This is a genomic window from Vibrio sp. V33_P6A3T137, assembly GCF_009904835.1.
Lineage (GTDB): Bacteria > Pseudomonadota > Gammaproteobacteria > Enterobacterales > Vibrionaceae > Vibrio > Vibrio metschnikovii.
This window is the reverse complement of the sequence record NZ_WXWK01000011.1, coordinates 1-20587: the sequence shown is the minus strand read 5'-3', so window position 1 is coordinate 20587 and position 20587 is coordinate 1. Positions and strand designations below refer to the sequence as shown.

Sequence of the window (20587 nt, the reverse complement as noted above, 5' to 3'; positions counted from 1 at the left end):
TCGGGCTTTTTTGTTTTCTATAAAGTCATCAGCAATCAGTTTGTGATTTAGTATTTCTGGAAGATAGCCTAGGCATTAGCAAAGTGATAAGTACGATAACCACCAATCAAATTACGAGCTTTAAAGCCATTGTTTACTAACTGGCGATAGGCGACGTTACCGCGTAACCCGACTTGGCAGTAAATAACAATCTCTTTATCTTTTGGTAGTTCGTTCATACGTTGACGTAATTGATCAACCGGAATATTGATATCTCCTTGTAGATAACAACCCTCTTGGCGTTCTTCAGGATTGCGCACATCTAAAATAATCTGATCGTCACTCAGGGTGGCGAGTTGATCAAAGTGAATCGCTTTTGCATCACTTTTTATCAGGTTGGTAGCCACAAACGCGGCTTGGTTAATCACATCTTTTGCACTGCCGTACGGTGGCGCGTAAGTTAACTCTAGGTGCTGAAGTTGTTCCACTGTCATACCAGCGCGTTGCGCTACGGCCATCACATCAATACGTTTATCAATTCCGTCTTTGCCAACCGCTTGCGCGCCGAATATTTTGCCATTATTGGGATCAAATAACATTTTAAATGAGACAATTTCTGCCCCCGGATAGTAGCTGGCATGGCTGGCGGTGTGGACGTAGACTTTTTCGTATTCGATCCCTTCACGTTTTAACTGTTTTTCGTTTTTACCCGTGGAAGCAACGGCAAGATCAAAGACTTTACAAATAGCGGTGCCTTGTGTTCCTTGATACGTTTCTTGGCGACCAAACATATTGTCGGCTGCCATTCTACCTTGCCGATTTGCAGGCCCCGCCAGTGGCACGAGTGTTGGTTTACCTGTTACAAAGTCTTGCTCTTCAACCGCATCGCCAACGGCATAAATAAAAGGATCACTGGTTTGCATTTCTGCGTTAGTCCAGATACCACCGAGTTGACCAATCTCTAATCCTGCTTGTTGCGCTAGTGTGGTTTCAGGCCGTACGCCAATCGCCATAATCAATAGCTCAGTGGTTAACGAGTCGCCATTACTTAATGTTAATGAAAGTTGGCCACACAAATGCTGAGTAGAATCTTGCTCGCCAGCATCGGTATTCGCAATGGAAGTGGTTGCGACAAATTCAACCGATTGCAATGCGACACCTAAACGTAAATCGATGCCTTGGTTGCGAATTTCATGGTGGACAAAGCCGGCCATTTCTCTATCGACGGGTGTCATTACTTGATCGGCCATTTCAATCAGCGTGGTTTTAATCCCAAGTTGATGAAAAGCTTCCATCATTTCTAAACCAATAAAACCACCACCGACGACAGTCGCGTGAGTGGGCTTGTTCATCTGGATCGTTTGGATAATGCGATCCATATCGGGAATGTTACGCAGCGAATGTGTGAGTGGATTATCAAGACCAGCAATAGGAGGAACAATCGGACTCGCCCCTGGGCTAAGCAGTAAGAAATCATACGATTCGTTATATTCGGTACCATCGACAAGGTTTTTCACGGTAACCGTTTTTTCTGAGCGATTGATTGCTATCACTTCATTCATCACTCGCACATCAACGTTAAAACGAGCAAGAAAACTTTCTGGTGTTTGTAGTAGCAATTTGCTGCGATCCTGAATATCACCACCGATGTGATAAGGCAAACCGCAGTTAGCAAAGGAAACGAACGGTCCTCGTTCGAACATGATAATTTCAGCCTCTTCACTTAAACGACGAGCTCTGGCTGCTGCGGATGCGCCACCTGCGACGCCACCAATAATAACGATTTTGGTCATGATTACCTCTTCTAGCTTCTAAAAATACTGACAACGAGTATAAGTTAATGAATTAGTTTTTTCTAATTTTTATTAACCTAAATAAGTGTTGACTAATTTAGTGGTTGATTACTATTATGTTGACAGTGTGACCGGAGATAAGCGTATGGCTGAGATAAATATTGATCAAATGCAAGTTCATATTGATGAGGTCACGGAATTACTAAAAATTATGGCCCATCCTGAACGGATGATGGTGCTGTGTCAGTTGATTGAAGGTGAAGTCGCGGTAGCTCAGTTACAACAAGCGTCTTTATTGAGTCAATCCGCCTTATCGCAGCATCTTGCTTTACTGCGTAAACAGCGATTGATCAGCGCACGTAAACGCTCGCAACAAGTTTTTTATTCTTTGGCTGATCATAGAGTTAAACGACTAATCGCTAGTTTACAACGTATTTTTTTGTCACCCAAATAACGCTAACTCATGATGAGGTAATTATGACATTTTCAATTCCTTGGTATTCACTATTCGGCGGAATGTTACTCGGCGTTTCCGCGACGTTGCTGTTACTGCTCAACGGTAAAGTTGCTGGGATCAGCGGCATCCTTGGTGGTTTATTAGCCCCCAAAGCGCAAGATACCGCATGGCGCTGGTTATTTATGATTGGTTTGGTGGCGGGAGGCGTGTTTGGGGTGCGCTTACTGGGAGCTGAAGTGCCTTTACAGTACTCATCGAGTACAGGAATGTTAATCATCGCCGGTTTACTGGTTGGTTTAGGCACTCGCTTAGGTAATGGTTGTACCAGTGGCCATGGTATCTGTGGTATTGGACGTTTGTCGCTGCGCTCTATTGTTGCTACGGGGATCTTTATGTTGGTTGCTGGTATTACCGTCTTTGTTCGTTTGCATCTTCTTTAAACGCATAGTCTTTTTTTATTAGTAAGGATAGATCATGAATACGTTCTTATTTCGTTTAACGTCACTGGTAACGGGCTTATTGTTTGGTCTCGGTATGGTGATTTCTGGTATGGCGGATCCGACCAAGGTGATCGGCTTTTTAGATGTTGCTGGCGCTTGGGATCCAAGTCTAATGTTTGTGATGGGTGGTGCATTATTGGTCTTTATGCCTGCTTATTTTATTGTGATCAAGCCAAAAGCTAAGCCCCTTAATGCCTCGAGTTTTAGTTTGGCGAATAATCCTCATCTCGATAGTCGTCTGATTAGCGGCGCGGTTATTTTCGGCTTGGGTTGGGGGTTAGCAGGCATCTGCCCTGGGCCAGCAGTGTCAAGTTTAGCGCTAGGTAACCGTGACGTATGGGTATTTTTTGTGGCTATGTTGATGGGTTTATTTGTCATGGGACAATGGCTAAAAACCAGATCCTAGTTACTTAAGTGGTTTGGTTTATGGTGTATTGAAAAATGTCATTCAATACGCCTATTTTTTTATCTGGTCTTAATAGACTGTAAAAGAATTACCAGTGAAATTGACCATGAATCGGACAATGATCACTCAGTCGGTAGCGCAGCACTTCATCGTTAGGAAAAATCATTTGTTGTATTTGCTGATAGGTCACTTGGCTGCTGACAATGATATGATCAATTAACGAACGAAAACGGTGTAGTTTATCTGGCTGACGGCGAGAGCGAACTTGGCAGCGTGCGGGCGTTTCTTGAGTCGCGAGTTGCACTGGTTTGCTTAACTCTTGGTTAATTATTTTCCATAGCCAATCGCCTTGGTAGGCGAGATTATGATTGAAATCCCCTAAGATCATAAACGCGTGTTGATGACGCTCTCGCTCTTGTAGCCAACGATTGAGTGCTTTGCCCTGAGTTTTTAAAATTTGGCAACTGTCAGTATTGGGATGGAAGGCTCCAGCGCATCCAGCTTTTAAATGCACTGAAAGCAAGTGGATCTCGTTCGGATTATCAGGATAGAGAATCACATACGTGGCGAAGCGCAGTTTATGATTAGCCCGTCCATAGAGATCAATATCAGCTGGTGTATCAAAAGGGATCGTTGATTTGATAGCAAAACCTGTGTATTGATTGAGTTTACTGAATTGATGCTGCTGATGTTGTGGCATGGCGCGTTCAGATAAAACAATTCGATACTCATTACCCACCACCTTTTGGATGGCAGCAATACTATCCACTTCTTGAAAAGCCAGTACATCAGGTCTGAAACGCTGAAAATGTCGAGACAAGGCTTGAAAATCCGCTTCGCTACGTTTGCCCTTATCGTCAGGCGCATCGGGATTTAAGGTCAGCCATTCTATATTCCAGGTTGTGATACTGATCGGTTGTGCATAGCCACAAAATGAGCTGAGCAACACCACACACAGAGTCAATCGTGACAGAAATCGGGTTATCATGGTTATTTTCATCCGTTGAATCTTAAGTCCTTAGCCTAGCAGGCTTTTTAAAAAATCAATACGTTGTTTGAGAAAATGCCTATTTTCATCGTTTCTCAATAGATTGCGATCTCTGACCTCAATATCGTCGTCTTCTTGTCCATGGTCTGGTTTTTATTGATCTAAATCAATACGCCTCATGGCGGCATTTCGTCTAATATGCCACAACATATTGTGTTAGCGGTGCAGACTTTTATCTATATGGTGTATTTGTGGGTAAGCGTGTGGATATTCTGGGTAAGGAGATATCATGAAACCAATCGTAATCAAGCGTGACGGCTCTAAAGCGTCGTTTAGCCGAGATCGTATTCAAGCAGCGGTAGAAAGCGCTGCTGATCAAGTCACCAGCGAGATTGCTATTTATGCACTCAATGTCGCGTTAGCGGTTGAATTACAACTTGAGGGTCAGCATCAGGTTCATATTGCTGAGATTCAAACCTTGGTTGAAAATGAACTGATGCAAGGGCCGTATAAAGGTTTGGCTCGCTCCTACATTGAATATCGTCACGATCGCGATATTGCCCGTGAAAAGCAGAGTACGCTAACCAAAGAAATTGAAGGTCTGATTGAAGAAAGTAATGCCGATCTACTCAATGAGAATGCCAATAAAGACGGTAAAGTGATCCCAACTCAGCGAGACTTATTAGCGGGGATTGTTGCTAAACATTACGCCAAAACCCGAATTCTCCCCCGAGATATTGTACAAGCCCATGAGCAAGGCGATATCCACTATCACGACCTTGACTACGCGCCATTTTTCCCAATGTTTAACTGCATGCTGATTGATTTGCAGGGGATGCTTACTCATGGTTTCAAGATGGGTAATGCTGAGATTGATACACCGAAATCGATTTCTACCGCCACGGCAGTAACCGCGCAAATTATCGCCCAAGTCGCTAGCCATATTTACGGTGGCACCACAATCAACCGCATTGATGAAGTGCTCGCACCTTACGTGACGGCAAGCTATCACAAACATTTGGCGATTGCCGAAGAGTGGCACATTGCTAATGCACAAGATTTTGCTATGTCTCGTACCGAGAAAGAGTGTTACGACGCCTTCCAATCGCTGGAATATGAAGTCAATACCTTGCACACGGCTAATGGGCAAACCCCTTTTGTCACGTTTGGTTTTGGCTTAGGTACGTCGTGGGAAGCGCGCTTAATTCAGCAATCGATCTTAAAAAATCGTATCGCTGGGCTTGGTAAAAATCGTAAAACCGCCGTATTCCCGAAATTAGTCTTTGCGATTAAACAAGGTTTGAACCATAAACCCGGTGACACCAACTACGATATTAAGCAGCTGGCTTTAGAGTGCGCGTCGAAGCGTATGTACCCCGATATTCTTAATTACGACAAAGTGGTTGAAGTCACGGGTTCATTCAAAACCCCAATGGGTTGTCGAAGCTTCCTCAATACATACCAAGAGCAGGGCGAGCTTGTTCATGAAGGGCGTAATAACTTAGGTGTAGTGAGTTTAAACCTGCCGCGTATCGCACTGAAAGCCAAGGGGGATTTGGACCAGTTCTATCGTTTGTTCGATCAGCAATTACTGCTGGCTCGTCGAGCCTTAGAGACTCGTATTAGTCGTTTAGAGAATGTTAAAGCGCGGGTGGCACCGATTCTTTATATGGAAGGGGCTTGTGGTGTTCGTTTGCAAGCCGATGATACGATTGCGCAAATTTTTAAAGATGGCCGAGCGTCTATTTCGTTGGGTTATATTGGTTTACATGAAACCATTAATGCGCTGTTTGGTTCACAACAGCACGTTTATGATAGTCCGGCTTTACGCGATCACGCGTTAACTATTATCAGTCGCATGCGTGCGGCAGTGGATCAATGGAAAGAAGAGACTGGCTACGCGTTCAGCTTGTACGCGACGCCCAGTGAAAATTTGTGCAGCCGTTTCTGCCAAATTGACAGCAAAGAATTTGGGATTATTGCTGGAGTAACTGATAAGGGCTATTACACCAATAGTTTTCACTTAGATGTAGAGAAGAAAGTTAATCCATACGATAAAATTGACTTCGAAATGCCATACCCAGCGATATCCAGTGGTGGTTTTATCTGTTATGGCGAATTTCCTAATATGCAGCTCAATATTGAAGCATTGGAAAACGTCTGGGATTACAGTTATAGCCGAGTGCCATACTATGGCACCAATACGCCGATAGATGAGTGTTATGAGTGCGGATTTACCGGTGAATTTTCTTGTACCAGCAAAGGCTTTGTTTGTCCTAAATGTGGTAATCATGACTCTGCAAAAGTATCGGTCACGCGCCGAGTTTGTGGTTATCTCGGTAGTCCGGATGCAAGACCGTTTAACTTCGGTAAACAAGAAGAAGTCAAGCGACGAGTGAAACACCTATGACGGCTTTTATCATCAGATCATCATCGGTTGAGCTATGAATTATCATCAATATTATCCCGTTGATGTGGTGAACGGGCCAGGGACACGCTGCACTTTGTTTGTCTCTGGCTGTGTACATCAATGCAAAGGTTGTTATAACCAAAGCACTTGGTCATTGACTTCAGGTTTGCCGTTTACTGACCAGTTGGCCGATCAGATTATTGCTGATCTCAACGACCAGCGCATTATTAAGCGGGGTTTGTCACTGTCCGGTGGCGACCCTTTGCATCCGAGTAATGTCTCTACCGTTTTAGCTTTGGTGCAACGAGTTAATCAGGAATGCCCGGGCAAAGATATTTGGTTATGGACGGGTTACCGTTTATCAGAATTGAACGCTCAACAACGTCAAGTACTCGATCATATTGATGTATTAATTGATGGTAAGTTTGAGCAAGATAAAGCGGATCCCAGTTTACCGTGGCGGGGCAGCCATAATCAGGTGATACATAGTTGTAAAGTGTAAAAATTACTTTCGGTTTTATGGTTTCTGGTGTTTACTTGAAAGTCATTACTTGAATTTCAAAGGGTTGTGACTTTCATGCTAGACCATTTATCTGAACCAGTATTAGATCCTATTCTTTCTCTCTCCGTCGCTTTTCGTCAAGATCCCCGTCCTGAAAAGGTCGATTTGGGGATTGGCGTTTATAAAAATAGTCAAGGCCAAACACCGATCATGCAGGCGGTGCAACTGGCTCAGCAAAAGGTGATCCAGACTCAAACCACTAAATCCTACGTTGGGCTTGCCGGTTGTGAAGAGTTTAACCACAGTATCACGCAATTGGTCTTGGGTCATGAACACTCATTATCTGACCGTTTAACCACCATTCAGACTCCCGGAGCCAGTGGCGCATTGCGCATGTTGGGGGATTTGATGCGTGTTGCTCAGCCCGATACGACGGTGTGGTTAACCAATCCAAGCTATATTAATCATAAACCAGTCATGGAAGCGGCAGGATTAAAAGTAAAATACTATGCTTATTTTAGTCCGGAGACCAAAATGGTTGATCTTGAGGCAATGATGAGCGATCTGGCTCAAGCGGGACCGAAAGATGTGGTGTTACTGCATGGCTGTTGCCATAACCCGACAGGAGCGGATATTGATTTTTCCGTCTGGCAGGCGATAACGGAATTATCACTTAAACAAGGTTTTACTCCATTTGTGGATATCGCTTACCAAGGCTTTGGTGAGTCACTTGAAGGTGATGCTCAAGGTGTGCGTTATATGGCGCAGCGGGTAGAAGAGATGCTGATTACTACTTCGTGCTCGAAAAACTTTGGTTTGTATCGTGAACGGACTGGAGCGGCAATCGTATTAGGTAAAAACGCTCAGCAGGTCGCCAATGCGCGAGGCAAAATGTTGACCCTAGCACGAGCCACTTACACTATGCCACCTGATCACGGTGCGGCTTTGGTGAAAACCGTATTACAAGATGAAAAGTTAACCAACCTTTGGCTGCAAGAATTGACAGAAATGCAGCAACGATTGTTAAGCCTTCGTCAAACCTTGTGTAATGAGTTGAGAAATCAACACAATACGTCACAATTCGACTTTATCCAAAGCCACAAAGGGATGTTTACTATGCTCGGTTTTAGTCCGGAACAGATGGGTCGTTTACGCGATCAGTTCGCGATTTATGCGGTGGCTGATGGTCGAATTAATATCGCCGGTCTAACGGAGAAAGACATCCCTTATGTAGCAGAGGCGATCGTTAGCGTGTCATAACAGTAGTTGAATGAGGTAAATGAATGAAACAACCATGGAAAATCCTTCTAACGTTGCTGCTTAGTGGGGGGTTAGTTGCTTGTGCGATGGTTCCTTCTTCTGAGCAAACTGAAACCTCATCCCAAATTGAGCAACCCGAACCAGAAACGGAATCTGCAAAACCGGAAGTAGAACCACCAGAGATTGTTGAGCCCGAGGTGCCTGCGGCGACCAAAACATCCGATGGTAAACTGATTTTTGGTGAAAAAGAGTGGGTTTATGTACCGGCAATAGAAGAGAGCTTTCGGGCTCGCATCGATACCGGAGCAACCACATCTTCGATTAGTGCAGTCGATGTTGAAGCTTTTGAACGGGATGGAGAAGATTGGGTCAAGTTTCGTATTGAACATGATGGAATAAAAAGTGGTGAGATCAATTTACCTGTTGAACGTTGGGTACGCATTCGTCAATCGTCCGATAACAGTTATCAGCGTCGTCCGGTGGTGATGATGTGGGTACAACTTGGAGAGATGAAAGATCATACTCAATTCACTTTAGCCAATCGAACCCATCTCACCTTTCCTATATTGTTAGGGCGGAGCTTTTTTAGGGATGTGGCGGTGGTTGATGTAAGTCGTGAATATGTCCAAGGTAAGCATCAATAACATCTACAGTGGTAGAAGTTATGAAACAAAAAAGTCAGCGTATCGCTGACTTTTTGCTTTTTTGAACAAGGAGCGCAGAGCCTGATGGCTTGCACCATGGCTGAGAGGTTTAAGCTTGAACGGCTTGTGTACTTGCCGCTGCGCGTGATTTTAAAAACGCATAGCCTACACCGGTCACGATAGTACCAGCAGCGATCGCGACCAAATACATCAATACTGGCGTGATGGCATTGGGGATCAACAAGACAAATAGTCCACCATGCGGTGCCATGAGTTGTGCACCAAACAGCATGGATAGTGCTCCGGTTAATGCACCGCCCACCATACATGCCGGGATAACTCGCATGGGGTCTTTGGCTGCAAAAGGAATTGCCCCTTCAGAGATAAAACACAAGCCCAGTACAAATGAGGCTTTGCCTGCTTCACGTTCACTTGCGGCAAATTTATTTTTGGCTAAGAACGTGGCAAGGCCCATCCCTAATGCAGGTACCATCCCTGCCGCCATGATCGCAGCCATGGGCGCATAGGTGTTTGACGCTAATAGACCAACACCAAAAGTATACGCCGCTTTGTTGACTGGGCCACCTAAGTCAAAGCACATCATCGCACCAAGAATAATGCCTAATAACACGGCATTGGTGGAACCCATGCTATTTAAAAACTCAGTCAGCGCCGACATGATGCCTGAAACTGGCCCGCCGACGATATAAATCATCACTAAACCGGTGACTAAGCTGGCGATAAACGGAATGATTAAAATCGGCTTAAGCGCTTCCATTGACTGAGGCAAGGAGACATTATCAGCAATCCATTTTGCGCTATAACCAGCGATGAAACCGGCCGCGATACCGCCTAAAAAGCCAGCGCCCGTTGAGCTAGCGAGCATGCCACCAATCAGACCAGGTGCCAGACCAGGACGGTCGGCAATCGAAAAAGCAATATAACCAGCCAGTACGGGGATCATCAATGCAAAGGCGGATCCACCACCAATGGTCATCAAAGCGGCGGCAAGGGTGCCTTCTTCTTTAAAAGCTTCAATACCAAACACGAAAGAGAGGGCGATCAATAAGCCACCAGCAACGACCACCGGGAGCATATGTGAAACCCCAGTCATGAGGTGTTTATAAACGCCTTTTTTCTCGTCGTTGGACGATGAACTTATTCCACCTGAGTGTTGGTAAGTGGTCGCTTGAACCAAGGCTTTATCCATCTCTTCAGCGGTTTTCTTAAGAGCGGGGCCAGTTTTAGTGCGATACAGTGTTTTACCATTAAAGCGCTCAAGGGGCACTTCGATATCAGCGGCAATAATTACTAAATCGGCCTCGGCAATATCTTGCTCAGTGAGTTGATTTTTGGCACCGACCGAGCCACGAGTTTCGACTTTGATTTTGTGGCCGCGGCGTTTGGCTTCTTCTTCCAGCGCTTCCGCTGCCATAAAGGTATGAGCAACACCGGTTGGACACGCAGTGATAGCGACGATTTTTTTTACCGCTGATGTAGTTGATGAACTTGGCGTCGTGGTGGTAACGGCTGAGGCGTTAAGCTCGGTAGCTTGTTCAACGGCTGTGGTTAAGTATGCAGTCGGATCGCTGGTGCAGGCTGAAATCTCACTTTGGTAGACTTTTTTACCGACAAAACGCGAGGTATCGACCGGCGTATTAGCAGCAATGATCACCACTTCAGCTTGAGCAATATCGGCCTCGGTTAAGGTTGTCGTGTCGAGTATCGAAGAGTGACACTCGACAGTGGTATTCCAGTTCAGTGATTTCGCTGCTTGTTCTAATAAACCGGCGGCGATAATGCTATTGGCAACCCCGCTGGGGCATGCGGTAATGATGGCAATATTCATAGTGTTGACCTTTTGTCGTTAATGGTTAGTTCATAGACTAATCAATGGTTTACCCTAGTAACTTAAGACGATGGCGGTTTTAACAGCTTGGTATATTGTTTCTACCCAGTTACCTCGCTGTCGTTGGTGACTGCTTTCGTCAAGTCGTGTGGTTATAATTGGATATCGTTTTGTAGAGCTGTGACTTTATTGATGTCAGGAACGCCAACGCCCACCTGCGTTACCGCAAGAGCGGATAGCGCGGTTGCAAAGGTGATCAATGACGATTTATCCATATTTTGCATATGCCCCCAACACAAACCGGCTACTAAGGTATCGCCAGCACCGACCGTGCTCACGACCGGCATTTTGGGTGGTTTGGCGTGCAGCCATTGGCCTTGATTAAGCCACATCGTGCCTTGTGCCCCCATGGATACCACAATATTAGCGATACCTTTATCGGCGAGTTGTTGAGCGGCGGCTTGACACGCTTCAGGGCTATGCAGAGGGTGGCCAACAAACTGAGCCAGTTCTTCTTCATTGGGTTTAATTAACCATGGCTTTGCATCGACTCCGGCGATTAGAGCCTCACGGCTACTATCAAACAGCACTTTTTTACCCAGTAAGCCCAGTTGCTCAATCCATGTTGCGCAGCGTTGTGGTGAAAGGCCGGATGGTAGACTGCCTGCAATGATGAAGTACTCGTGATCATCAGCGAGCTGGAACAGTCTCTGCTCGAATCGTTGAATATCTTGTTCATTAACATGAATACCAGGGAAATTGATGTCGCTGACTTGTCCGGATTGTTCGACTAGTTTGACATTAATCCGCGTTGCACCGGGTAGACGAATAAACTGATCGTTTGCCCCTATTTCAGCAAAGAGTTGGCAAAACATTTCTTGGTTGTCTTGACCCAGAAATCCTGTCACCGTGACTTGAGCACCAAGATCGCTGAGCACTTTGGCTACATTGACCCCTTTACCCGCCGCATGTAATGAACCTTGTTGAACTAAGCTCACGGAACCAACATACATTTTTTCCATGCTGCCAGTGAGATCAAGTGCTGGATTCAAGGTAATGGTAACGACTTTCATACTCATCATTGGCTCCTTAATGCTCACCAAGACCGGATTTAATCGCTGCGCCAATCGATTCAAGGGCAAGGGCGGCATCTGGCCCTTCAGCGCTAAATTGCAGTTGGTGGCCGTGTTTCACTCCTAGGGCGATAACTTTCATTAAGCTTTTCGCGTTGGCCGCTTTACCATCACCATCTAAATTGACCACCTTGATGTTGGCTTGAAATTTCTTCGCTTCTGCGACGAGCATGGCGCCGGGGCGGGCATGCAAACCATGTGAATTGGTAATTTTAAAGATCGCGGTTTCAACATTAGCGTTGGTTTCTGGATGACTAGAAGCAGCTTGGGCGTTGTCTTGAGAAAATAACGCGACCAATTGATGGGCATCCGCTTGTAATAATTGCTCTTGCTGCTGGTTGAAGACAAGCTGGGTGATGATTTTAAGAAACGAGCGATGGGCATCATTACAAGCGGCAATCGCGATCAAAGCTTTGACAGCAATGCCTTGGTACTCACAATGATTAGCGGTAGAAACAAATGACATCGCGCTGCGCGTCACACTTTGGTTACTGCTGATTAACCATAACCCTTTGCCTAAATGGGTAGGGGACTTGGTGACCAGATCGGCGACAAAAGCACTATCAGTACAGCCAGTATTTTTCAGTAAACCACCCGCCACCGCAGTCATTTGCAGCATGTCACTGGCAGGAAAGTGCAGTTGAATCAAAGCAGGATCAAAATCAGCGCTAAATTGCACTTCGCCATTGAGTAGTGCGACTAAATCACTCGCTTGTTGTACTTGTTTGAGCTGATTCTCAACGCCATCGGCAGAGAGCACCTTGGTCAGTTGCTTTAATATGCCTAAATGTTCATCGGATTTGGCTGCAATACCAATCGCGACATAGACGATATTACCTTCACCCCAATCAACGCCGTTGGCAAAATGATGTACGGTGACGCCAGTCTGCTTAACCAGTTCGCGAGTTTCAATCGTGCCATGGGGAATGGCGATACCGCTGCCTAAAAAGGTAGAGTTTTGCGCTTCGCGGTTAAGCATACCTTGAACATAGCCTGACTCGACCAGTTGTTTTTCAGTAAGGTCTGCCGCGATAGCACGAATGGCATCTTGTTTGTTCGAGGGTGTCTGCGCTAATCGAATATCTTGCGTAGAGAGTTGCAACATGTTTGGCCCCTTAGCCAGAAATGGCTTGTGTTGATAATGCGAGTCGCTTTTCTGACTATCCCCTTCCTACTTGAAGCTGCAGGGGTGTTGGCTATGTTCGTTCACCCCAATCATAGAGTCTATCTATGCTCATGGGGACTCACTCACTTGCCGCCTACCTGCAACGCCAAGTTGTTTGGGTATAGAGTCGCATTATCGTGATTTATGATTAAGCTGAATCGTTTCAGCTTTAAGTTTAAAAAAATTTAGCAAACGCTATGGTCTATTAATCATCGTTTTAATTAGGCTGAGTCTAAAAACTCGACTTAGCTACCAATTTAAACTTTTGCTGAATCCTTTCAGCTTTGATACTGAATCGATTCAGCTTATAATTCAACTCAATTAAGGATCAAAAAATTGTTTCTATGATCCCACGCACAGAACCCGAGTAGTGGATATGACACTAGATGAAATAGCCAAATTGGCCGGCGTCTCAAAAACAACCGCCAGTTATGTGATTAATGGCAAAGCGACCAAATATCGCATTAGCCAAAAAACTCAGCAAAAAGTGATCGCGATTGTTGAACAGTACGATTACCGCCCAGATTTAGCCGCATCTTCGTTAAGAGCGGGCAATAGTCGCTCGTTTGGCTTGATTATTCCCGATTTAGAAAACACCAGTTATGCCAAATTAGCCAAATTACTTGAACACAATTCACGTCAAGCGGGTTATCAAATATTAATTGGTTGCTCTGATGATGATGCAGAAATTGAGAAAAATGTTGCCCATGCTCTCGTCTCTCGGCGGATTGATGCCTTATTTGTGGCCAGTAGCTTGGCGGATGCCAGCGAGTTTTATTGGCAGGTTCAGCAAGCGGGCACGCCGGTGATTGCCATTGACCGACCTTTGGATGATGAACATTTTCCTTGCGTGATCAGTGAGGATTTCAGTGCCGCCTTTGAACTGACCCAATCGGTGTTGAGCGATGAGGTGAAGTGCGTTGGTTTAATTGGCGCATTGCCTGAATTAAGTATCTCTCAAGAGCGGCAAATGGGTTTTGAATCGGCGTTGAAGCAGGCGAATAAGCAAATGGTGCTGGCTTATGGCGAGCACTTTAATCGCGAGGAAGGGCGGCGAGTGTTCGCACAGTGGCATGAGCAAGATAACATGCCCGATGCCGTGGTAGTGACGTCTTATACCTTATTAGAAGGGGTATTAGACGTATTATTAGAGCAGCCGTCACTGATGGATAAACTAAGGCTGGCGACCTTTGGTGATAATAGATTATTAGACTTTTTACCGATTAAAATTAATTCATTACCCCAGCAGTTTGAATTGATCGCCGATAGTGCGATGGCATTAGCGTTGAATGCGTCGGCAAAACGTTTTTCTAATGGTATTGAACTGATCCCGCGTCGGTTGAAAGTGCGCCGCTGATTGATGAAAGCAATGATCTTATCATGGCTTAAGGTTATCATAGGCTTAACATCACCTTTGCTTATAGGCTGGCAATGAAGTTTTTACACACTTCCGATTGGCATTTAGGCCGCCACTTTCACAATGTCTCTTTATTGGATGATCAACGGCAGGTCTTAAACCAACTTATCGATTATATCACTCTTCATCCGGTGGATGCGTTGTTGATCGCCGGTGATATTTATGACCGCTCAGTACCACCAACCGCCGCAATTGAGCTATTGGATGAAGTATTAACGCGTATTTGTCAGCAATTACAGACCCCAGTGATCATTATTCCTGGCAATCATGATGGCGCGAAACGTTTAGGTTTTGCCGCCAAACATATGCAGTCGTCTGGCTTGCATATTATCAGTGACTTTACGCAAATGTTACAGCCTGTGGTGCTTAGCTCAGAGCAAGCCGGGGAAGTGGCTTTTTATGGTATGCCTTACAGCGATCCTGAGCAGGTTCGTGATGCGTTTAAAAATAAGGTCAGCACTCATGATCAGGCGCATCAATTTCTTTGTCAGCAGATCGTTGATACGTTCAATCCTGCCCAGCGTCATGTCTTGCTTAGTCACTGTTTTGTCGATGGCGCAAGTACTTCAGATTCAGAGCGACCGCTGTCGATTGGCGGCGCTGACTGTGTGAATCACCAGCACTTTTTACCCTTTGATTATGTTGCATTAGGGCATTTGCATCAGCCGCAATATAAAGGTCAAGATTATATTCGTTACAGTGGCTCGCTGATGAAATACAGCTTCTCTGAGCAATATCATAAAAAAGGCATGACTTTAGTGGAATTGAATCAAGAGGGTTTTGTGTCGGCACAACCGATCCCGCTCACCGCGCCCCATGATATGCGTATTATCGAGGGAGAATTAGAGACCTTATTGGCTCAAGGTCAGCAAGACCCTCATGCGGATGATTATCTGCTGGTACGTTTAATGGATAAGCACGCCATTTTAGATCCGATGGAAAAGCTGCGCAAAGTGTACCCAAATGTGTTGCATTTAGAGAAACCGGGTATGTTAATGGATAGTGAGCAGCCAATGGGTCGAGCTCGTTTGGCGCGTGGTGAGCTGGATATGTTTCGAGATTTTTTTCTTGAAGCCAAGCAAGAGCCGTTAACGGAATTGCAAACACAGGCGATTAGCCAAGTCATTCAGTCACTGAAAAATCAGGAGTCAAATTAAGTTATGCGTCCAATTTCTTTGACTCTGCAAGCTTTTGGCCCGTTTGCGAGCCAGCAAGTGGTCGATTTCAGCGCTTTTGGTCATGCGCCGCTTTTTTTAATCAATGGTCCAACAGGGGCAGGGAAAAGCTCGCTACTCGACGCCATGTGCTATGCCTTGTATGGCGAAACTACGGGTAGTGAGCGTTCTGGCGATCAAATGCGCTGTGATTATGCGCCTGATTCTGTTCTGACGGAAATAGAGTTTGTCTTTGAGCTGCATAATCGGCGGTTTAAGATCATCCGCAGCCCAGATCAGCAGGTGGCGAAACAGCGCGGTGAAGGCACCACTAAAAAATCTCATGCCGCGAGCTTAATCGAATGGTTCGCTAATGACGAAGAAAAGCTGCTGGCTCATAGCCCTAAGCGTGTTGCTTCTGCGGTGGTGGAATTAATTGGCTTAGATGTAAAGCAATTTCGTCAAGTGATGGTACTTCCGCAAGGTAAATTTCGTGAATTGTTAGTCGCCAACTCAAAAGAGCGTGAACAAATCTTTGGTCAGCTATTTCAAACCCATATCTATACGCAAATTGAACGGGAATTGTTTGAGCGAGCGGCAGAGATTCGTCGCCAAAAAGAGCAATTTGATCAGCAAATAAAAGGGGCGTTGAATGTTGTTGCTATGGCCAGTGAAGAGGAATTGCAGCAAGCACTAACCAGCGTTGAGCCAAGCTTAAAACACAGCGAGCAAAGCCATCAACAAGCGCAGCAGCAATTGGATGCTCTTAAGCAACAATGGCACGCGGGGCAAGAGTTACAAGCGAAATTTAGCCAGCAAGAGCAGTTGGCTTTAGAGCAAGCACAATTAACCGCGCAACAGGCTGAGATCGATGAGTGGCAAGTAAGATTGCAACAAGACCAAAAAGCGGCGCGGCTCGACTTACCTTATCAACAATTATCTGATGTACGGCAGCAATTGACGCTGGCTGAGCAAGCGCAAAAAACGCATCAACAAGCGGTGAGTCAAACACAGCAGCAAGTGACGGTGGCAACGGCAGCTTATCAGCAGGCAGAGCAAGCTGCACAGCAAATTGAGACGCTCAGCCAACAGTTGTATCAACTGGAAAGTATGGGTAAAAAATGGGTTGAGTTAGAGCAACAACGGCATCAGCAGACTAACGCGTTAGCGGCGTTGAAGGCGGCGCAGACTCAGCATCAGCAGTTGAAAAAGCACCTTACCGATTTAGAACAGCAGCGCCAAGAGCAGCAGCAAGCATTAGAACGGGTGATTAGCCAACGAAGCGGTTTGGAAACCAAACAGCTACAGTGTAGCCAACTGAATGAGCATATTCAGCTACGTGTCAAGCAGCAATCTTTAACCCAACAAATCAACCAGTTACAGCAAGCGTATCAACAAGCTGGGCAAGCTTATCAGCAGGCGCAGCAGCAAACGTTGCAGTCTAGCCAGCATGCCGATCAGTTAGAATTTTATTGGCACAGTAATCAAGCCGCAGAATTGGCACAGAAACTCGCATCAGGTAATCCATGTCCAGTCTGTGGTAGTGAGCATCATCCTCATATCGCAAAATTTTCTGGTCAAGTGGTGAGTAAAGATCAGGTTCAGCAAGCTCGTCAGGCGCAGCAGCATCATCAAGCGAGTGAAACCGAACAACTGAAACAATACCAAAATGCTGAAAACAATCTTAGTCATTATCAGCAGCAGCTCAAGCAGTTCGAGGAGCAAATTGAGCACAAGGCATTGCCAGAATTAACCGCATTGCAACATCAACATCAAGCATTAACTGCTGAAATTGAGCGTCTAACGCTGTTAAATCCGCAAACCTTTGAGCAGCAACTGAGCCAAATCACCGCTGCACTGCAGCAAGCTCAGTTACAACTTGAGCAGCAGCAACATAAAGTCGAGCAAGCCAGTAAAACAGAGATTGAAGCACAAACCAAAGTCACCAGTTTACAAGCTGAAGTGGCTAGTGAGTTTACGGATGCCGATCAAGTGCGTGAAGCCTATGGACGGGTGAAAAAACAGATCACCGCGTTGCAGCAAGCTGAATTACAAGCTCGAACCCAGTTAGCTGCGGCTCAACAGGCTTTATCTTCTGCTCAAGCAAGCTTAATCAGCGCCGAGCAGCAAGCGAAACGTTGGTTGGACAGTGAGCAGCGTTTAGCCCAGGAATGGCAAGCGGCGCTTAACGACAGTGCTTTTTCCTCGCTAGAGGATTATCTGCAGGCCAAGTTAGCAGAAGAGACTCGCTTATCCATAGAGCAGAAAGTTCGCCAGTTTGAGCAGCGCCTTGCGACGCTACAAGGCCAGTGGGAAGCGTTGGCTAAGGAGTTGCATAACCAAACGCCGCCGAATCTCACCGAACTCAAGGCCGCGGTAGAACAGCAACAAGCCCATGTTACGCTTTGCTTGCAGCAGCTCAGTGAAGTTCGTTCACGTTACGACAGTTTACGCCAAGTGAGCGACAAGTTGGTTACGCTTTATCAGAACAATGTGCAACTTGAAAAAGAATATCAAATTTACGGCACATTAAGTGATATAGCCAATGGACGCACGGGCGCTAAAGTCAGTTTGCACCGCTTTGTGTTAGGGGTGCTGCTGGATGATGTCTTAATTCAGGCTTCACAACGTTTGCAAAGGATGAGTAAAGGACGCTATTGGTTAAAACGTAAAGAAGATCGCGCTAAAGGTAATGCGGGTTCAGGGCTCGATTTAATGGTCGAAGATGGCTATACCGGAAAATGGCGCGATGTGGCGACATTATCGGGCGGAGAATCTTTTATGGCGGCGTTAGCATTGGCATTAGGTTTATCCGATGTAGTGCAAGCCTACAGCGGTGGGATTCGCCTCGATACTCTGTTTATTGATGAAGGATTTGGTAGCTTAGATCCTGAATCGTTAGATTTGGCAATCCAAACCTTAGTTGATTTGCAGCAAGGGGGGCGGTGCATTGGTATTATTTCTCACGTTGCTGAGCTTAAAGAGCAAATTGCTTTACGGTTAGATATCGTGACCTCAACCCTCGGCAGTAGCATTAAACTTGTTGTATAGTTCAAAGATAGGATAGAGGATTGATCAATGGATCATAGGCAGCGATAACTCATATGGATGCGGTAAAAAAAATATACCAATACGCAGAACCAAACTTAACGTTAGTTGGATGGATGGGCTTCATCGGTTTTCCGATTTACTATTATGTATGGACTTACCTGTTTCCCCAAGGCTATGAATCGTTTTGGCTACGGGGATTTTGCTCGCTATTGTTTGCCGGAATTGCTTTTCGCCACTCATTTCCCAAAGCATTACAGCGCTATTTACCGTATTACTATCTGCTTTCAATAGGCTTTTGTTTACCTTTTTTCTTCTCTTTTATGATGTTGATGAACGATTGGTCGACAGTCTGGGCGATGTCTTTTATGGCATCGATTTTCTTGCATATTCTGCTAGTTCATGAAACTAAGGTGATGTTGCCACAAGCGATTATTTCAGTATTACTCGCTTACTTCTCGGTTTATGTTGTCGTTGATGCCGCCCCTAGTCAGATGATTTCTTGGACTTATGTACCTATTTTTATCTTTACTTATGTATTCGGTAATCTGTTCTACTTTCGCAATCAGGTATCACACGAGAGCAAAGCATCATTAGCAAAATCGTTTGGTGCAGGGATTGCACACGAAATGCGTAATCCACTCAGTGCGCTTAAGTCTTCTCTTGATGTGGTGCGTACTCTAGTTCCTTCCCCTCATTCAGGCCAAGCAACTCATATTATTAATCAACAAGATTTACAGCAATTGCATGAAATATTAAATGATGCGGATGAGGTTATTCATTCTGGTAATGAAACCATAGATTTATTGTTAACGTCAATTGATCAGCATCGTGTCTCAACGTCGACCTTTCGAAAATTATCCGCTGCTACGGTGGTTGAAAATGCTATTCATTCTTTTGCCTATAAACGGGCCGTTGATCGAGCAGCCGTTTCATTAACCGTTAATCAAGATTTTGATTTTTTTGGTAGCGATACCTTACTTAAGTTTGCGTTGTACAATTTATTGAAAAATGCTTTTTATTATCAAAGTAGTGAAGTGTTTACGATTAACATCGAATTGAATCGAGTCGATGAGCAGAATGTGATTACTGTCAAAGATAATGGGATTGGTATTGAAGCAGAACAGCTCGAAGAAATTTTTAAGGACTTCTATACCTTTGGTAAACATAATAGTTATGGGTTAGGGCTGCCTTTTTGTCGAAAAGTTATGCATTCATTTGGCGGTGAAATTATTTGCCATTCCGTCTTCGGTGAATGGACCCAATTTACCCTTCAGTTTCCAGATGTTGAATCCGAACGTATCAAACAGATAAAACACGATCTACTAAAATCTAAATCGATTTTATTGATTGGTGAACCGAGTTTATTAAGTCGGCATCTGAATGAACAAGCTTTTTATTTAGGGTTTACTTTGCATATGCTTACTCTCAGTCAAGCGATGCAAAAAGAAGCGTATGAATTTGAATTTGATCTTATTTTTATTGATTTAGCTCCATTTGAAACACAGTGGGATAAATTGAGCTTACTGGAAGGTCAATTACATTTTACTGAAGCCAGAATTAGTTATATTTATGACCAATCTAAGCGTTATCCTATTAATATCTCTCGTTACTTAACAATTTATCCAATTGAAATACGTCATTTGTTAAAAGACAGTATTGGAACTATCGAGAAGCTATTATTTTCGATTGATGAGCTTGAGGTTGAAAGGGGAAATATCCCACAACGAGAAGTCAATTATCAAAGAAGCATCTTATTAGTCGATGACAATGATTCTTTACGAGCATTTTCTGCTATATTATTAGAAAAGCAGGGTTATGATGTTTATCAAGCTCATGATGGTCAACAAGCTTTAGAGATATTAAAACAACATACTATGGA

General features: G+C 44.8%; 16 protein-coding genes. 11 read left to right on the top strand and 5 right to left on the bottom strand.

All coding sequences use genetic code 11. The annotated features are described in order from the left end of the window. Positions 1-68: 68 nt before the first annotated feature. Complete coding sequence (locus CAG60_RS00980) at positions 69-1772, bottom strand: FAD-dependent oxidoreductase (protein WP_161438061.1); 1704 nt, start codon at positions 1770-1772, stop codon at positions 69-71. A 145-nt stretch (positions 1773-1917) separates the two neighbouring features. Between CAG60_RS00980 and CAG60_RS00975 the strand changes: the two genes are divergently transcribed. From CAG60_RS00975 to CAG60_RS00965, 3 genes are read left to right on the top strand one after another with little or no spacing between them, the layout of a single operon-like run. Beyond that, a complete protein-coding gene (locus CAG60_RS00975) occupies positions 1918-2226 on the top strand; it encodes an ArsR/SmtB family transcription factor (protein WP_161438060.1) in 309 nt (102 codons plus the stop codon). A gap of 23 nt (positions 2227-2249) precedes the next feature. Further along, positions 2250-2669 (top strand): YeeE/YedE family protein, encoded by a 420-nt coding sequence (locus tag CAG60_RS00970; protein WP_154171126.1) that lies wholly within the window; start codon positions 2250-2252, stop codon positions 2667-2669. A gap of 34 nt (positions 2670-2703) precedes the next feature. Continuing rightward, positions 2704-3135, top strand: coding sequence for a YeeE/YedE family protein (locus tag CAG60_RS00965; RefSeq protein ID WP_161438059.1), 432 nt, complete (start codon positions 2704-2706; stop codon positions 3133-3135). An 88-nt stretch (positions 3136-3223) separates the two neighbouring features. On the opposite strand, the gene CAG60_RS00960 is transcribed toward CAG60_RS00965, so the two are convergent. Then, a complete protein-coding gene (locus CAG60_RS00960; protein WP_202598471.1) occupies positions 3224-4123 on the bottom strand; it encodes an endonuclease/exonuclease/phosphatase family protein in 900 nt (299 codons plus the stop codon). Between the two features lie 289 nt (positions 4124-4412). Here CAG60_RS00960 and nrdD point away from each other — a divergent pair, with 289 nt between their 5' ends. From nrdD to CAG60_RS00940, 4 genes are all read left to right on the top strand, one after another. After that, positions 4413-6533, top strand: a complete 2121-nt coding sequence (gene nrdD, locus CAG60_RS00955; RefSeq protein WP_161438058.1) for an anaerobic ribonucleoside-triphosphate reductase — start codon at positions 4413-4415, stop codon at positions 6531-6533. 34 nt (positions 6534-6567) lie between these two features. Next, entirely contained in the window at positions 6568-7035 is a 468-nt protein-coding gene (gene nrdG / locus CAG60_RS00950) for an anaerobic ribonucleoside-triphosphate reductase-activating protein (protein ID WP_158137289.1), read from the top strand. Between the two features lie 75 nt (positions 7036-7110). After that, complete coding sequence (locus tag CAG60_RS00945) at positions 7111-8295, top strand: amino acid aminotransferase (protein WP_154171122.1); 1185 nt, start codon at positions 7111-7113, stop codon at positions 8293-8295. A 23-nt stretch (positions 8296-8318) separates the two neighbouring features. Further along, positions 8319-8939: an ATP-dependent zinc protease family protein gene (locus CAG60_RS00940; protein WP_158145033.1), complete on the top strand. Its 621-nt coding sequence runs from the start codon at positions 8319-8321 to the stop codon at positions 8937-8939. Between the two features lie 109 nt (positions 8940-9048). Here CAG60_RS00940 and fruA read toward each other — a convergent pair whose 3' ends face one another. From fruA to fruB, 3 genes are all read right to left on the bottom strand, one after another. Beyond that, entirely contained in the window at positions 9049-10788 is a 1740-nt protein-coding gene (fruA, locus tag CAG60_RS00935) for a PTS fructose transporter subunit IIBC (protein ID WP_161438057.1), read from the bottom strand. A gap of 152 nt (positions 10789-10940) precedes the next feature. Continuing rightward, positions 10941-11867, bottom strand: a complete 927-nt coding sequence (pfkB, locus tag CAG60_RS00930; RefSeq protein WP_161438081.1) for a 1-phosphofructokinase — start codon at positions 11865-11867, stop codon at positions 10941-10943. A gap of 10 nt (positions 11868-11877) precedes the next feature. Beyond that, entirely contained in the window at positions 11878-13026 is a 1149-nt protein-coding gene (fruB, locus tag CAG60_RS00925) for a fused PTS fructose transporter subunit IIA/HPr protein (RefSeq protein ID WP_161438056.1), read from the bottom strand. A 436-nt stretch (positions 13027-13462) separates the two neighbouring features. Between fruB and cra the strand changes: the two genes are divergently transcribed. From cra to CAG60_RS00905, 4 genes are all read left to right on the top strand, one after another. Then, positions 13463-14443 (top strand): catabolite repressor/activator, encoded by a 981-nt coding sequence (gene cra / locus CAG60_RS00920; protein ID WP_161438055.1) that lies wholly within the window; start codon positions 13463-13465, stop codon positions 14441-14443. 74 nt (positions 14444-14517) lie between these two features. Then, positions 14518-15660, top strand: coding sequence for an exonuclease SbcCD subunit D (locus CAG60_RS00915; RefSeq protein WP_161438054.1), 1143 nt, complete (start codon positions 14518-14520; stop codon positions 15658-15660). A gap of 3 nt (positions 15661-15663) precedes the next feature. Next, complete coding sequence (locus CAG60_RS00910) at positions 15664-18708, top strand: AAA family ATPase (protein ID WP_161438053.1); 3045 nt, start codon at positions 15664-15666, stop codon at positions 18706-18708. Between the two features lie 53 nt (positions 18709-18761). Beyond that, a partial coding sequence (locus CAG60_RS00905) for a hybrid sensor histidine kinase/response regulator (RefSeq protein ID WP_161438052.1) occupies positions 18762-20587 on the top strand: 1826 nt, incomplete at its 3' end.

What these genes read in the sequence shown, in the direction of transcription:
- CAG60_RS00980 (WP_161438061.1), bottom strand. Translation starts at nt 1,772, where the DNA reads ATGACCAAAATCGTTATTATTGGTGGCGTCGCAGGTGGCGCATCCGCA.
- CAG60_RS00975 (WP_161438060.1), top strand. Translation starts at nt 1,918, where the DNA reads ATGGCTGAGATAAATATTGATCAAATGCAAGTTCATATTGATGAGGTC.
- CAG60_RS00970 (WP_154171126.1), top strand. Translation starts at nt 2,250, where the DNA reads ATGACATTTTCAATTCCTTGGTATTCACTATTCGGCGGAATGTTACTC.
- CAG60_RS00965 (WP_161438059.1), top strand. Translation starts at nt 2,704, where the DNA reads ATGAATACGTTCTTATTTCGTTTAACGTCACTGGTAACGGGCTTATTG.
- CAG60_RS00960 (WP_202598471.1), bottom strand. Translation starts at nt 4,123, where the DNA reads ATGATAACCCGATTTCTGTCACGATTGACTCTGTGTGTGGTGTTGCTC.
- nrdD (WP_161438058.1), top strand. Translation starts at nt 4,413, where the DNA reads ATGAAACCAATCGTAATCAAGCGTGACGGCTCTAAAGCGTCGTTTAGC.
- nrdG (WP_158137289.1), top strand. Translation starts at nt 6,568, where the DNA reads ATGAATTATCATCAATATTATCCCGTTGATGTGGTGAACGGGCCAGGG.
- CAG60_RS00945 (WP_154171122.1), top strand. Translation starts at nt 7,111, where the DNA reads ATGCTAGACCATTTATCTGAACCAGTATTAGATCCTATTCTTTCTCTC.
- CAG60_RS00940 (WP_158145033.1), top strand. Translation starts at nt 8,319, where the DNA reads ATGAAACAACCATGGAAAATCCTTCTAACGTTGCTGCTTAGTGGGGGG.
- fruA (WP_161438057.1), bottom strand. Translation starts at nt 10,788, where the DNA reads ATGAATATTGCCATCATTACCGCATGCCCCAGCGGGGTTGCCAATAGC.
- pfkB (WP_161438081.1), bottom strand. Translation starts at nt 11,867, where the DNA reads ATGAGTATGAAAGTCGTTACCATTACCTTGAATCCAGCACTTGATCTC.
- fruB (WP_161438056.1), bottom strand. Translation starts at nt 13,026, where the DNA reads ATGTTGCAACTCTCTACGCAAGATATTCGATTAGCGCAGACACCCTCG.
- cra (WP_161438055.1), top strand. Translation starts at nt 13,463, where the DNA reads ATGACACTAGATGAAATAGCCAAATTGGCCGGCGTCTCAAAAACAACC.
- CAG60_RS00915 (WP_161438054.1), top strand. Translation starts at nt 14,518, where the DNA reads ATGAAGTTTTTACACACTTCCGATTGGCATTTAGGCCGCCACTTTCAC.
- CAG60_RS00910 (WP_161438053.1), top strand. Translation starts at nt 15,664, where the DNA reads ATGCGTCCAATTTCTTTGACTCTGCAAGCTTTTGGCCCGTTTGCGAGC.